This window comes from Gilliamella apicola (assembly GCF_003202655.1).
GTDB classification, from domain to species: domain Bacteria; phylum Pseudomonadota; class Gammaproteobacteria; order Enterobacterales; family Orbaceae; genus Gilliamella; species Gilliamella apicola_R.
Genome location: NZ_QGLR01000014.1, coordinates 101,799 through 116,146 on the forward strand (window position 1 = coordinate 101,799; position 14,348 = coordinate 116,146).

At 36.1% G+C, this 14,348-nt stretch carries 13 protein-coding genes; 9 read left to right on the plus strand and 4 right to left on the minus strand.

Features of this window, described 5'->3' with window-relative positions:
• Positions 1 to 38 precede the first annotated feature (38 nt).
• From galT to galM, 3 genes are read left to right on the plus strand one after another with little or no spacing between them, the layout of a single operon-like run.
• Positions 39 to 1,088: a galactose-1-phosphate uridylyltransferase gene (gene galT / locus DKK70_RS12945; protein WP_110434391.1), complete on the plus strand. Its 1,050-nt coding sequence runs from the start codon at positions 39 to 41 to the stop codon at positions 1,086 to 1,088.
• A complete protein-coding gene (galK, locus tag DKK70_RS12950) occupies positions 1,089 to 2,246 on the plus strand; it encodes a galactokinase (protein WP_110434392.1) in 1,158 nt (385 codons plus the stop codon).
• Complete coding sequence (gene galM / locus DKK70_RS12955) at positions 2,237 to 3,235, plus strand: galactose-1-epimerase (RefSeq protein ID WP_110434393.1); 999 nt, start codon at positions 2,237 to 2,239, stop codon at positions 3,233 to 3,235. The genes galK and galM overlap by 10 nt, the downstream gene beginning before the upstream one ends.
• Before the next feature lie 205 nt (positions 3,236 to 3,440).
• Here galM and DKK70_RS12960 read toward each other — a convergent pair whose 3' ends face one another.
• Complete coding sequence (locus tag DKK70_RS12960; protein WP_110434394.1) at positions 3,441 to 4,436, minus strand: alpha/beta fold hydrolase; 996 nt, start codon at positions 4,434 to 4,436, stop codon at positions 3,441 to 3,443.
• Positions 4,437 to 4,689: 253 nt separating this feature from the next.
• Here DKK70_RS12960 and coaD point away from each other — a divergent pair, with 253 nt between their 5' ends.
• The 3 genes from coaD to relA are packed head-to-tail and all read left to right on the plus strand — an operon-like array spanning position 4,690 to position 8,783.
• On the plus strand, positions 4,690 to 5,178 hold the full coding sequence (coaD, locus tag DKK70_RS12965; RefSeq protein ID WP_110434395.1) for a pantetheine-phosphate adenylyltransferase: 489 nt from the start codon (positions 4,690 to 4,692) through the stop codon (positions 5,176 to 5,178).
• A 15-nt stretch (positions 5,179 to 5,193) separates the two neighbouring features.
• Positions 5,194 to 6,519, plus strand: coding sequence for a 23S rRNA (uracil(1939)-C(5))-methyltransferase RlmD (gene rlmD, locus DKK70_RS12970; protein ID WP_110434396.1), 1,326 nt, complete (start codon positions 5,194 to 5,196; stop codon positions 6,517 to 6,519).
• A 5-nt stretch (positions 6,520 to 6,524) separates the two neighbouring features.
• The gene (gene relA / locus DKK70_RS12975) at positions 6,525 to 8,783 is read left to right on the plus strand and encodes a GTP diphosphokinase (protein WP_110434397.1); all 2,259 of its coding nucleotides are present in this window, start codon (positions 6,525 to 6,527) and stop codon (positions 8,781 to 8,783) included.
• Positions 8,784 to 8,839: 56 nt separating this feature from the next.
• On the opposite strand, the gene folA is transcribed toward relA, so the two are convergent.
• Both folA and DKK70_RS12985 read right to left on the minus strand, forming a co-directional pair.
• Positions 8,840 to 9,340: a type 3 dihydrofolate reductase gene (folA, locus tag DKK70_RS12980; RefSeq protein WP_110434398.1), complete on the minus strand. Its 501-nt coding sequence runs from the start codon at positions 9,338 to 9,340 to the stop codon at positions 8,840 to 8,842.
• 10 nt (positions 9,341 to 9,350) lie between these two features.
• The gene (locus DKK70_RS12985; RefSeq protein WP_181416014.1) at positions 9,351 to 10,415 is read right to left on the minus strand and encodes an MJ1255/VC2487 family glycosyltransferase; all 1,065 of its coding nucleotides are present in this window, start codon (positions 10,413 to 10,415) and stop codon (positions 9,351 to 9,353) included.
• Positions 10,416 to 10,728: 313 nt separating this feature from the next.
• On the opposite strand from DKK70_RS12985, the gene DKK70_RS12990 reads away from it, so the two are divergent.
• Positions 10,729 to 11,040, plus strand: coding sequence for a hypothetical protein (locus DKK70_RS12990; RefSeq protein WP_219999790.1), 312 nt, complete (start codon positions 10,729 to 10,731; stop codon positions 11,038 to 11,040).
• A gap of 120 nt (positions 11,041 to 11,160) precedes the next feature.
• Positions 11,161 to 12,714: a multicopper oxidase family protein gene (locus DKK70_RS12995; protein ID WP_110434401.1), complete on the plus strand. Its 1,554-nt coding sequence runs from the start codon at positions 11,161 to 11,163 to the stop codon at positions 12,712 to 12,714.
• Positions 12,715 to 12,792: 78 nt separating this feature from the next.
• Here DKK70_RS12995 and DKK70_RS13000 read toward each other — a convergent pair whose 3' ends face one another.
• Positions 12,793 to 13,548: a DeoR/GlpR family DNA-binding transcription regulator gene (locus DKK70_RS13000; RefSeq protein ID WP_110434402.1), complete on the minus strand. Its 756-nt coding sequence runs from the start codon at positions 13,546 to 13,548 to the stop codon at positions 12,793 to 12,795.
• Between the two features lie 271 nt (positions 13,549 to 13,819).
• On the opposite strand from DKK70_RS13000, the gene DKK70_RS13005 reads away from it, so the two are divergent.
• Entirely contained in the window at positions 13,820 to 14,341 is a 522-nt protein-coding gene (locus tag DKK70_RS13005; RefSeq protein ID WP_034883345.1) for an RpiB/LacA/LacB family sugar-phosphate isomerase, read from the plus strand.
• Positions 14,342 to 14,348 lie beyond the last annotated feature (7 nt).

A 14,348-nucleotide genomic window follows, 5' to 3' on the forward strand; every position in this document is an offset into this window, starting at 1 on the left:
ACAACAATAGTCGCAACATCATAATTAAAGAGGCAAAAATGGATATTTTTAACCCAGTTGACCATCCTCATCGCCGCTATAACCCATTGACCGACCAATGGGTGTTAGTTTCGCCACATCGAGCAAAGCGGCCTTGGCAAGGTCAGCAAGAGACCTTAAATGAAGAACCAAAACCCCATCATGATCCAAATTGTTATTTATGTCCGGGCAATAAACGAGTCACCGGTGATATAAATCCTAATTATACGGGTACCTACGTCTTTACCAATGATTTTGCAGCATTAATGGAAGACACACCTAATTCAGCCAATAGTAACGATCCTTTATTTCAAATTCAAAGTGCTAAAGGAACAAGTCGAGTGATCTGCTTCTCTCCCGATCACAGTAAAACCCTACCCGAACTCGATTTACCAGCAATTGAAACAGTGATAAAAACGTGGATAAACCAACAACAGGAGCTAGGTAAACACTACCCTTGGGTACAAATATTTGAAAATAAAGGCTCAGCCATGGGCTGTTCAAACCCCCATCCGCATGGACAAGTTTGGGCGAATAGTTTTATTCCCAACGAAATTGCGCGAGAAGATAGCAATATGCGCAACTATTTTCAAAAATATGGCCGAAATTTATTAGTCGATTATGTAGAAAAAGAGTTAACCAATCAAGAACGCATTGTGGTGGAAACTCAACATTGGCTAGCTGTCGTGCCTTTTTGGGCAATATGGCCTTTTGAAACGCTGCTATTGCCGAAAACACATGTTGCTAGATTAACCATACTTAATCAGGAAGAGCAGAAAGATTTAGCCATTGCCTTAAAAAAACTAACCTGTCGCTATGACAATTTGTTTAACTGTTCTTTTCCGTATTCGATGGGATGGCATGGGGCACCGTTTGTCGCTGGCAATAGTGATTATTGGCAAGTACATGCCCATTTTTATCCGCCACTATTACGTTCAGCTACCATTAAAAAGTTTATGGTTGGTTATGAAATGTTTGCTGAAGTTCAACGGGATTTAACACCAGAACAAGCTGCCGAAAGGTTGCGCAACGTTAGTGATGAGCATTATAAAGATGAAAAGGATAAATAGATGAAAGCATTAATCAATAAAACCACACAAGCTTTTACAGCTATATTTGGTTATAAACCAGATACCGTTGTTGAAGCTCCCGGGCGAGTAAATTTGATTGGCGAACATACTGATTACAATGACGGTTTTGTTTTACCTTGCGCCATCAATTATCAAACGGTTATTAGCTGCCATAAACGTTCTGACAACTTAATTCGTGTAATTGCTGTTGATTACAATAATGAACAAGACCAGTTTTTGCTTGATTCAGAAATTGAGAAACATCCAAATTATCAATGGGCTAATTATGTCCGCGGGGTAATTAAACATATCATCAAATATACTAAAAATATTAGCGGTGTTGATTTTGCTATTAGTGGTAATTTACCTCAAGGTGCAGGTTTAAGCTCATCGGCCTCACTTGAAGTGGCAATTGGCAAAATGTTTCAAGTACTTTTTAACTTACCTTTAGATGGCAAACAAATAGCCTTAATCGGTCAAGAAGCTGAAAATCAGTTTGTTGGCTGTAATTGTGGCATTATGGATCAATTAATTTCCTCACTTGGTCAAGCACAACATGCTTTATTAATTGACTGCCGATCACTTGAAGTATCACCTGTTCCAATTCCTGAAGATCTCGCGGTTGTGATTATTAACTCCAATATCAAGCGTGGATTAGTTGATAGTGAATATAATACTCGTCGCAAGCAATGTGAAGCAGCAGCCAAAGCACTTGGTGTTAAAGCACTTCGTGATGCTTCGTTAGTTGATTTATTACAGATCCAAGCCTCGCTCGATCCTATTGTTTATAAACGGGCTCATCATGTCATAACGGAAAATGAACGCACACTTAAAGCCGCTCACGCGCTGGCTAATGAGGATTATCCATTACTCTCTAAATTAATGGCTGAAAGCCACAACTCTATGCGCGATGATTTTCAAATCACCGTACCGGCAATTGATTATCTAGTTAACATTGTTCAAGGCGTTATTGGCAATCAAGGCGGTGTGCGAATGACTGGCGGTGGTTTTGGTGGCTGTGTTGTTGCCCTAGTTCCTAAAGATAAAGTTGGTGATGTCAAAGATGCGGTAAGCCAAAACTACCATAAAAAATTTGCAATCAAAGAAGATTTTTATATTTGCCAGCCAAGTGAAGGGGCACATAAACTATGTCTGTAAAACACATTATTACGCTGACAAACCGTCAAGGCATGCAAATTAAACTGTCCAATTGGGGAGCTACTTGGCTTTCCTGTATCATTCCAGTTGGCGAAGAGAAGCGTGAGTTACTACTTGGTTGCCAATCATTCGAACAATACCAACAGCAAGATGCTTATTTAGGTGCGACCATTGGACGCTATGCTAACCGCATTGCAAATGCGCAAATAGATATCGCAGGCAAACACTATCAACTTACTGCCAATCAAGGTGTTAATCAATTACATGGTGGCAAACAAGGTTTTGATAAGCAATTATGGAAAATTGAATCACAATCGAACCAACAAATTGTATTTAGCTTAATTTCTCCTGATGGTGACCAAGGCTATCCAGGCGAACTTAAAGTTACGGCTAGTTATATGTTAACTGACGATAATCAGGTAAATATTGAATATTATGCGAATACTAGCAAATGCACACCAGTTAACTTAACAAATCATGCCTATTTTAATTTAGATGGTGAAACCGAAAATATACTTGCACACAGTTTAAAAGTGAATGCTGACTATTATCTACCGGTCGATGCTACTGGTATTCCGAATAGCGATTTAGTTAATGTGACGGAAGGTGATATGGATTTAAGACAGTTGCGAGTGATAGCTAATAATTTATTAACTAGTTCAGCTCGAAAAATTACTGGTGGCTATGATCACGCTTATCTATTAGATAAATCAAAATCGGTCGCAGCTCAACTTGTCTCATCAGATAAAAAAGTAACGATGGACGTAACTACGTCTTACCCTGCCCTACAAGTATATACGGGTAACTTTTTAGCCCATACGCCAAATCGTCATAATGGTCAATACGCTAATTTTGCGGGGGTGGCATTAGAAGCACAGTTTTTACCTGATAGTCCACATCATCCGACATGGCCACAACCAAGCTGTTTCTTAGAGCCGGAACAAACTTATCATCAGCAAATTTGTTATCAGTTTTTTATAAATCAATAAATTGATTCTCGCTATTTTTTATTATTGATGAAGAGTGAATAACTTCATCAATAATAAAACAGTTCAACAAATCTCTGCTTACCGCTAACCGATTTAAAATAATAAAAAAGTTGAGGAACGTTTTTTTGAATCTTAAAAACAGCATAAATTATGATAGAAATGATTAAATTTCTTCAGTCAAATCGGCAAAATAAACCTATAAGAACTATCTATCTGATTTAAGAAAATCAATCACAGAAGAGATAAATAAACTTCTGCCATATTTATCGCGATCCAAATGAGCAAAATGCGTGCCATTAGGTATTTCTACAAGTTGTGCTTGCTGAGCTTCATTAACTATCGCTACTGCATCCGCTTTACGGCTCCAAAAATCATTTTGTGAAAAAATAACTAATATTGGCATCGTCAAATGTTTGGCCAGCCACTGTTTTTTACCAATCGCTAACTCAAAACTATCAGCCATGGCACCCGTTGGTGAGCGAAATTGTGGAGGTAAATACGAAAAAGATTGAGGATCAGAATTGATTGCTTCTTCAGCATAAGCATTAGCAACTAAAGGATCACGCCATAACTCTTTATTATCCAAGGGAATACTCGAATCCCACGCGGTAAATAGGCTTTCTCGAGTATTTAACTGATAACCGCCAATATCATGATTAAATTCTTCTAGGTGTTGCTTATCCTCAAATACCGATCCTTTGCCTAACAGTTGGTGATTATCTATAGCACCATATAATGAGTTATAAATAATCAGTTTTTTCACATTATCATTATGTTGCTCGGCATAAGCGGCAGCCCAATGTCCTCCTGTGGCCCACCCTAACATATTGACTTTTTGGGCATGAGTCCATTTTAAAATTTGCTTTACTGCGCAGCTGATATCAGCAATTGCCGTTGGTGTCCTAACCAATGGTTTAGACTCATTCGGCGCATTCAACATCTCTTTGGGACGGCTTGACTTACCATAACCTCGTAAATCGATAATATAGATATCAAATCCAGCCAGAGCTAAATCTTCGGCTAACGATCCCCCTTTGACAGGTAGATCAAACGAACCAATACCGGCTACTCTAGCACCATGAATCAATAACAAAGGTTCATGGTTTGCTGGTTGATGATTATCTTTTAACTTAACCTGTCTAATAAAGATATTCTCATCTGAATAACAAGATTTAATAAAATGGTCACTCTTTTCAATCATATTCACATTACCTGCATTGGCTAGAGTCAAAACAAACTTATCATGACTATTTTAATTAGTCTGCTTAGATTAACAACAAAACATATCAGCAAGCATAGCCTTTAAGCAAATTTATTTATAATTATAATTACAAATAACAATGAGGAAAGGTGGTTTTGAACATAAAAAAACGAAGATTTTGCATACTTAAGCTAACAATCCAAGCTAAAATTAGGTATGATATTCTCCTATTCGCTGATGGATAATAAGATAAATGAAAAGTAAAACTCTCACAGCTATTTTCCCGGGAACATTTGATCCGATTACCAATGGTCACATTGATCTGATTACTCGAGCCTCCCAGCTATTTCCTCGTTTGATTGTTGCTATAGCAGAAAATCCTAATAAAAAAACGCTATTTGCTTTAGATGAACGTGTAAACCTAGCCTCAACATCAGTTGAACACTTATTAAATGTTGAAGTGATTGGTTTTGATAATCTTATGGCGGACTTTGCCCAAAAACATGCCGCGACGGTTATTGTTAGAGGAGTGAGAACCACACACGATTTCGAATACGAAAGACAATTAGCTGAAATGAACCGCGCATTAAAATCCGATTTAGATACTATCTTCTTAATGCCATCTATTGCGATGGGATTTATTTCATCTACCATTGTAAAAGATGTGGCTTACCATGGTGGTGATATCACTAATTTAGTACCTTTACATGTTAAAACCCAACTTCTTAAACGTTTAACCTAATGTCGATTTATTAAAATGGTTAATTTTTATACCCCCCCGAAAAAAAAGCTAACTTCGCAAAAATTGACTGTTACCGTCACAAAACTAGATGCTTTTGGTCAAGGCGTTGCCAATCATAAAGGTAAAACGATTTTTGTAAAATCGGCATTGCCAGACGAAACTGTTGATATTCAATTGACTGAAGATAAAAAAAATTACGCCAAAGCAAAAGTAATAAAATACCACAATTACAGTCAACAACGTGTTAAGCCAAAATGTCAATACTATACAAAATGTGGCGGCTGTGAATTACAGCACATCTCATCAGAGTTACAACAACAAGCCAAATACGAAGCGCTAATTAAATTATTATCAAAAGAAACTGGGGCTCTGTTAGAGGATAATCCACCTGACATAGTTGCAGATCAACCCTATCATTATCGTCGACGAGCTAGGTTAGCCATCAATTTAGTCAAAGGTGAATTATTTATCGGTTTTAGACAACCTGAATCAAACCAAATTATAAATATAGAACACTGCCCGGTATTGGTTGAACAATTAGATGCTTTGCTAATTCCATTACAATCTTGTTTAAGACAAATCAAACAGAAAAAAGCCCTTGGGCATATTGAATTGATTGCGGTTGATAGTGGAATAATTTTAGTTTTAAGACACACTATGCCACTGACAGAACAAGATAGCCGATTACTTATACAATTTGCTGAAGTTCATCACATTTCGCTCTATTTTCATGGTGATAATTTGCGCCATGCTTCTGGTTCTAAAGAACATTACTACCTGATTAACCAACTAAAATTAACCTTTAGTCCACTCGATTTTATCCAAGTTAATAACCGAATTAATCAGAAGATGATCGAGAAAGCGCTCGTCTGGTTAGATGTGTCAGCAAACGATAACATACTTGATCTATTTTGTGGTATGGGCAATTTTTCACTACCAATAGCAACAAATTGCCAGTCGGTAACTGGTATTGAGGGCGTTGAGGCATTAGTTGAAAAAGCGAAATTCAATACCAAATTGAATAAAGATAAAGTTAAAGCTAAGACACAATTTTTTACCTGTAATTTAGAAGATAAGCAACAATTTTCGCTATGGAATCAAACCATTTTTGACAAAGTATTATTAGATCCGGCAAGAGCTGGGGCTTATAATGCTACAGAAGAAATTATTAAGATATCGCCATCAAAAATCGTTTATATCTCTTGTAACCCAGCTACATTAGCCAGAGATTGCAAGTTATTTTTTAAGGAAGGATACAACATTGCTAAAATTGCTATTTTGGATATGTTTCCGCAAACTAAGCATATAGAATCAATGTTGATGTTAACCAGATCAGGATAATAATTATGGTATCAATTAGAGGCGCCCATCAACAAAATGACGAGCATTATACTCTAACACAGTTTGATGTTGAACAATGGGCTAAACAAGAACTACTATTAACCAACCTTGAATCCTATCAAAAGTTCAAAGATATCTGGGATTTTTGTTTTGAACATAGCGCTGGCGCGCCTGAACAAGCCTATTGTTTTCAAAATGCCATTGAAATGGTTGAAATTTTATCGACCTTAAATATGGACATTAATAGTTTATGTACAGCCCTTTTACTACCTTTCTTTGACACCAAAATTATCTGCCGAGACGATCTTCCCGAAAATTTTGACCGAGAAATTATTCACATCCTTACCAGTGTTGTCAAAATGAAGGAAATTAGGCAACTACGAGCCATTCGTAATGGTCATGCCACTACAGAGCAAATTGATAGTATTCGCCGTATGTTACTGGCTATGGTGAATGACTTCCGTAGTGTGGTGATAAAATTAGCAGAGCGTATTACTTATTTACGTAATCTTATACAGGCACCAAAAGAAGATCAAGTACTGGCTGCTAAAGAGTGTTTTAATATCTATGCACCTCTAGCCAATCGATTGGGAATCGGGCAATTAAAATGGGAACTTGAAGATTTTTGCTTCCGTTATTTGCATCCAGATCAATATCGCTTTATTGCTCATAAGTTACATGAAAAACGCCTTGATCGTGAATCATACATTAATCAATTTGTTAAACATCTACAGGATATGATGAATCATGATCATATTCGTGCAGAAGTTTACGGACGACCAAAACATATCTATAGCATTTGGCGAAAAATGGAGCGTAAACATCTACAATTTGAGGAGTTATATGATATTCGAGCAGTACGTATTATTTGTGACCGAATTGAAGATTGTTATAACGCTTTGGGGATTGTGCATAGCCATTATAAACATATAGCTAAGGAATTCGACGACTATGTGGCTAACCCAAAACCAAATGGCTATCAATCCATTCATACTGTGGTTTATGGTCCACAAAACAAAACTATTGAAATTCAAATCCGTACTGAGCAGATGCACAATGATGCTGAATTAGGTATAGCAGCACACTGGAAGTATAAAGAAGGCAGTACCGATAAGATGACGGCATACGATCAACGAATTTCTTGGTTACGTAAGCTATTAACTTGGCAACAAGAAATGTCAGAAAGTGGCGAAATTCAAGAAACAGTTCGTAGCCAAATTTTTGATGACCGCGTTTATGTATTTACGCCTAAGGGTGACGTTGTAGATTTGCCAGCTGGTTCAACCCCGTTAGATTTCGCTTATCATATACATAGTGATGTTGGACATCGGTGTATTGGCGCTAAAGTTGGCGGTCGTATTGTGCCATTTACCTATTTATTGAAAACAGGCGATCAAGTTGAAATTATCACCCAAAAGCAACCAAACCCAAGTCGTGACTGGTTAAATCCAAATGCAGGTTTTGTTAATAGCAGCCGAGCGCGAGCAAAAATTCAAGCCTGGTTCAAAAAACAAGATAGAGATAAAAATATTGCAGCCGGTCAACAAATTCTTGAAAACGAACTCGTGCCATTAAATATTACCTTAAAAAGCGTCGAGAAGATTCTTATTAGCAAATACAATGCCCACTCGTTTGATGAAGTGCTCGCCGGAATAGGTAGCGGTGATGTGCGAATCAATCAATTGGTTAACTTCATTAATGCTCAATTTAATAAGCCGACAGCAGAAGAAGAAGACGAAGCGGTTCTTAAACAAATCACTCAAAAATCAACATCGCAAACTAAAAACACCGGAAGATCGACTGCAATAAAAGGTGGTGAAATCATTATTGAGGGTGTTGATAATTTACTTTATACCATTGCTAATTGTTGTCGTCCTATTCCTGGTGATCCAATTGTCGGCTTTGTAACACAAGGGCGAGGAATTTCAATTCATAAAGCTGACTGTGAACAATTGCAAGAGTTAAAAAATCATGCTCCGGAGCGTATTACCAGTGCAGTATGGAGTGGCAATCATAATGCTAGTTATACTATGGTTATTCGAATCATCGCAAATGATAGAAGCGGTTTATTACGAGACATCACCACCATATTAGCTAATGAAAAAGTGAATGTTTTAGGTGTTTCAAGTCGAATTGAAATGAAACAACAAATAGCAACTATTGATATGGATATGCAAATTTTTGATCAAGATTCACTTGAACGAGTATTAAACAAAATTAAACAACTAGCAGATGTGATCGAGGCAAAACGGTTACAAGGGTGATAATTATTTAAGTTGCCACAAATTTTAGGTGGCAACTTATATAAATTATCTGTTGATTAATGCCTTTCCAGTATCTCAAATTGATAATCATAACGATTTTTTTCATCTGCTTGATGTTTCTCTTGATGAATTTGTCGCCAAGACATTTGAGTATAATCAGGAAAATAAGTATCACCTGATAATTGGGCATCAATATGCGTTAAATAAAGACGATTAACTAGTGGCAAAACCTGATTATAAATATTACCACCACCGATAATAAAGGCTTCATCAACCAGCTGTTTATTAACCAGTGATATTGCGTCATCAATCGATTGAACCCAAGTTACATCAGAATTAATTGTAGTTTTGTTGGCAATTTGACGACTTATGACAATGTTATGGCGGTTGGGCAAAGGTCTACCAATAGATTCAAATGTTTTACGCCCCATAATAACCGGCTTATTTAAGGTGTTTTTTTTAAACCAAGCTAAATCTGCTGGCATATGCCACGGCATTTGATTATTTAATCCAATAACCCGATTATCAGCCATCGCGACAATAATACTCAATATCATGTTAGCCCCTTTACACATACCCTAAAGATTTGATTTGTTGTTTGACATTGTCAGGAAATACAGTCTGTTGCCAGAGCCTTTGGCTTAAAGATAGTAAGGTCTCTTTTTGCCCGGAAACAATCCAATTAGCTAATTCTTCTGCAACATTCGGATATACAATCGGTTTCGTTGAGGGTAAGCTAAGCCAATATTTTAGCTTCAAACTACTTAGATTTTCCATCACGGTTGCCATATCTAAAGATTGCAAGCATTGAGCATTGTAAACTTGCTCAAATTGACCGGCGACTGGCTTAGTGAGAATCTTCTTGCCTAAAGATAACGCTTCGGAAATTAATGCAAATCCGGTATTGGAAATAATACCAGAACAACTAAGTAAAGCTTGGGTAAAAGTATCTCTACTTAACGGTTGTAGCAATAAATTCTTACGTTCAGAAATTTGTTTCACATCGGGATGAAAACAACAAAATTGATATTGTGGAAATTGATTGACTAGTTGAGCTATTTCCTGCAAATCTTCAAACGGCAAATAGACAACAATTTTACCATCTTCAGTTGGCTGAGTTTCAAATGAATCAATCATCGGTGGAATAAGTTTCTGACCAAAATGAAACCAATGCAAACCAATTGGTTTAGTAACCGGAGCATAATACTTCATAATTACATTTGCTATCATGCCATACTCTTTAGGTTTCAGATAATGGCAAATGGATTGGTTACTGATACCTAGACAATCTCGATTTTGATGATGTGCAGCCCAAGCGCTCACTGGCTCAAAATCACTAATAATGCAATCATATTTTGATAAATCGAGATCACGAACATCTTTTATTAATCTAAAGGCACGAATTCGTTGAATGGTTTTACGAAAATTAATTTTTCCATTAAGTGTCGCAAAAGACAAACCACTAAAAGTTCGATAATTACCAAAGGCCTGCATATCAAAGTAATCTTTAGGATCACGACCACTTAAAATATAATCAACATCAGCACCAGCCTTTTTTAAAGCTTTTGCTAATGTTCTACAACGACTGATATGGCCATTTCCTGTTCCTTGAACTCCGTAAAGAATTTTCATATCGTTTTTATTCAGAATAATATTTTTATATAAATATAATACCAGAACCATTTATGTTTGGCTTATTTATTTTATGATTATCTTTTACTGCAAAACTATTAACTTAGTCAATTAATATGAATATTGCAGTTTGAGAGATTGTTGATTATTGGCAATTGAACTTGAATAAAATTGCCAATTACTAAAATGGTATAAATTTTATGTTTTATCTAGTAAAATAAAATTAAGGTTTGTTAGATTAATTGTGTGATAAACAATGTCATTAGCCATTAACAAAAAGCGATTTAATATTTTAATTATATCGACAATCTTTTTGTTTATTTCTTCTATTTGGCATTTTTCGTCAATTATTCCCAAAACCTGTTCAGCTGACCATTCACCAATGTTAATCTCCTTAAGGGTGAACGCAAATCTCTATTATTCAATTACCGATTTGCCGACTTCTAAATCAACAAAACCTTTTATTGGTAAATCAGTTAATCATTGCACCAGTTGTGGTACAGTAATAACTAATTACACTGTTAATATTGATTATCCGATTCACCGCGAACAATATCTACCAACTAACGTTATACCTGAATATAAAGAATTTATTCCTGAGTTAAAACCACCAAAATTTATCTAATTTACACTGCTGTGTATAAGTAATAAGTACTGGAAATCAATAACACAGTCTTTACAGCTTGTTGTTTTGCAAGCTGAATGGCTGTTATTGTTTAACGTAATAAATAATGATAGGAATAGTATGAAACGCCGAAATTTTATAAAGAATATAACCGCTGCCGTTGGTGGTTTAATTGCAACTAAAGCCATTGCCAATTTGGATAATTCACCAATATCTGACATGGTTTGTGATGTTAAATCTGATAATTGTGACAAGGGGGACAACATGCACGATCATATGAATATGAATATGAATATGAACATGAGCACCAAAAAGCCGCAAAAACTATTATCTACTTCAGCATTACCAAAAGGTCAGGATTTACCTAAATTCAAACATTTAAAGAATAATAGTAATCAATCAGGTTTATTCGAAGCAACTATTGAAGCAAAACCAGTAAAAATTGCTTTAACACCTGATATTACTACAGAGTTTTGGGCATATAATGATTCAATTCCAGGACCACTTATTGAAGTTTATGAGGGCGATAAAGTCAAACTTACAGTGAAAAATAAACTTCCACAAGCAACAACTGTACACTGGCATGGTTTACTGGTTCCTTCAAATCAAGATGGCAATCCACAAGATGAAATCCCAGCCGGTGGAGAGCGTATTTATGAATTTACCATTCCTGAAGATAGTGCTGGTACCTATTGGTACCATCCGCATGGTCATAATACCGTTGCAGAACAAGTCGCCAGAGGATTAGCGGGTGTATTTATTGTTCGAAGTAAAAACGATCCATTAGCCTCGTTACCTGAACTCAATTGGTTTTTCTCGGATCTAAAACTGACAGACAAAGGAGAGATTGCCGATAACTCAATGACGGATTGGATGAATGGTCGAGAAGGGCAATTTGTGTTAATTAATGGTGGTTATCGTCCAAAAATGAAAGTTGATAGCGCAACTCGTGTTCGTGTTTGGAATGCCTGTTCTGGACGTTATCTTAACCTTTCTATTCCCGGTTGTGATGTCTTCTTAGTCGGGAGTGATGGTGGATTGATGCCTGAACCTATTTCTCTTGAAAAGCCACTATTGTTATCACCGGCTGAACGCGCTGAATTGGTAATTTTACCCAAACAAACCGGTACTGTATATTTACAATCAATTGGTTACGACCGAGGTAAAATGGGAAATGTACCGGTAGAACAAGATATAATACTTGCTGAATTAGAACTTCATCAGGCCAATTCAATTGTCTTACCATCAACATTACGCACCCTACCAAAAATGGCCGAAGCAAAAACCCATAAATCACTTGAATATACCGAAGTGATGGATAAAAGCGAACCTAGAGGGGGCATGCTATTTTTAATTAATGGTAAACGCCATGATATGAAACGTATTGATCTAGAAAGCAAAATACATGAGGTTGAAGAGTGGACGATAACCAATAACTCACATATGGATCATAACTTCCATATTCATGGTACACAATTCACTGTCGTATCCCATGAATTTGATGGTAAAAAATATCCTCCAGAATATGTCGCATTAAAAGATACCATCAATTTACGCCCTCACGAAAAAATCACCATAAAAATCCAGCAAAACATGCCTGGATTACGTATGTATCATTGTCATATTATCGAGCATGAAACGCTTGGCATGATGGGACAATTGATGGTTAAATAAACTAATCAGTTATCTCCCTTCCCTTGTTTATTTAAGGTAAGGGAGATCTTTATTATTTGGCGTTGCTAAGAAATATTCTTAACACAAAATAACTTTGGTTTTAGCTTCTAACTTAGCAACCTGTGCCTGATCAGCAAGATTATTGGTAATTAATGCGGTTATATCACGCCAATCACAAATTTTATACAGACTCTTCCTATTAAATTTCGTGTAGTCGCCTAAAATATACTTTTTCTCGGCATGAGCGATGATGGCTTTATCAATATAAGCGTCTGAAGATGAAGGACTTGAAGGTCCAGTTAAATTACTAAATCCATCAGTACCTAAAAAACAGAGATCAACCTGAATTTCATTAATCATAGATAACGCCCAACCACCATAGACTGATGAACTTTTATTGCGTAACTCCCCACCAAACAAGAAAACTTGGTTTTCAGAGGAAATAAGGGTATTGGCAACTGGTAATGAATCTGTAAAAATTTTAAAACCTGAACGATACATCAACAATTTGGCTAATTCTAATGTGGTACTACCAGTACCAATAATCATAGAACAATTATCAGGTAGTAACGTTAATGCTTTTTGCGCAATACTTTTCTTCAAGCTGGCATTTTCTTTCTCTCTAATTTGAAATGGATGTTCAATAGCACCTTGTTTTAACGTTGCACCGCCATGACATTTGACTAAATACCCTTTTTTTTCTAAATCGGATAAATCCTTACGAATGGTTTCGTAAGTCACTTGGTATTTGCGCGCTAACTCACTCACATATACTGTTCCAACAGTGATTAACTCTTCTAATATTAATTCTCGTCTTTCATTCATTAATTGCATTGTTAACAATCTCAAAATTGATTTAGATATGACTAACCATGTCTGATTATTACCAATATTTTAGCAAAAAGTCCACATGATTCATTCATGACTCATCATATCTTTTCTGATCTCAAGTTAAATAACATATTATAAATAACAAATTAAAATTGGTTTATATTTGTTTTTTTAATATTATAAATCAGTATGTTATTATTTTTGTGATCCAGATCACATTGACTTACCAATAAAAACCAATTATAAAATAATTATTAATTTAGGAGAGGAAAAAATGAAAACAAAAATTGCTATAGCTAGTGACGACTTAGGTTTCGAATATAAAGAAGAAATCAAAAAATATCTGATTAATGAAAAAAATGCCGATGTTGTTTATGACCCGGTAAAGGTTAAAACAGATGGTATTAATACTTATGCCAAATTGGCTGATGAAATGTCAATCTTGATTCAGAAAGATGTTTGTCGTTTAGGAATATATATTTGTGGAACAGGTATTGGTTTTACCTGCCAAGCTAACAAACACTGGGGCATTCGTGCTGTTGCTGTCACTAATCCCTATTCAGCTAAACGAGCTAGGCTAAGCAATAATGCTCAAATCATAGGACTAGGTTGTCGAGTCAATAGCCTTGAATATACCAAAATGATCTTAGACGCATGGTACGACCAACCATTTGATTTTACTACTGCGCGTGAAAATTCTAAGAAAAACTTGCTTGAAGCTGAGCGTAATGACAATGCGTTATTGGTCAAACCTGCTCATATTGCTTGGAATATGGGCTTTCGAGCCAATGAGTAACGATAAA

Excerpts from the sequence above, each read along its gene's own strand:
- galT (WP_110434391.1), top strand. The coding sequence starts at position 39 with ATGGATATTTTTAACCCAGTTGACCATCCTCATCGCCGCTATAACCCA.
- galK (WP_110434392.1), top strand. The coding sequence starts at position 1,089 with ATGAAAGCATTAATCAATAAAACCACACAAGCTTTTACAGCTATATTT.
- galM (WP_110434393.1), top strand. The coding sequence starts at position 2,237 with ATGTCTGTAAAACACATTATTACGCTGACAAACCGTCAAGGCATGCAA.
- DKK70_RS12960 (WP_110434394.1), bottom strand. The coding sequence starts at position 4,436 with ATGATTGAAAAGAGTGACCATTTTATTAAATCTTGTTATTCAGATGAG.
- coaD (WP_110434395.1), top strand. The coding sequence starts at position 4,690 with ATGAAAAGTAAAACTCTCACAGCTATTTTCCCGGGAACATTTGATCCG.
- rlmD (WP_110434396.1), top strand. The coding sequence starts at position 5,194 with ATGGTTAATTTTTATACCCCCCCGAAAAAAAAGCTAACTTCGCAAAAA.
- relA (WP_110434397.1), top strand. The coding sequence starts at position 6,525 with ATGGTATCAATTAGAGGCGCCCATCAACAAAATGACGAGCATTATACT.
- folA (WP_110434398.1), bottom strand. The coding sequence starts at position 9,340 with ATGATATTGAGTATTATTGTCGCGATGGCTGATAATCGGGTTATTGGA.
- DKK70_RS12985 (WP_181416014.1), bottom strand. The coding sequence starts at position 10,415 with ATGAAAATTCTTTACGGAGTTCAAGGAACAGGAAATGGCCATATCAGT.
- DKK70_RS12995 (WP_110434401.1), top strand. The coding sequence starts at position 11,161 with ATGAAACGCCGAAATTTTATAAAGAATATAACCGCTGCCGTTGGTGGT.
- DKK70_RS13000 (WP_110434402.1), bottom strand. The coding sequence starts at position 13,548 with ATGCAATTAATGAATGAAAGACGAGAATTAATATTAGAAGAGTTAATC.
- DKK70_RS13005 (WP_034883345.1), top strand. The coding sequence starts at position 13,820 with ATGAAAACAAAAATTGCTATAGCTAGTGACGACTTAGGTTTCGAATAT.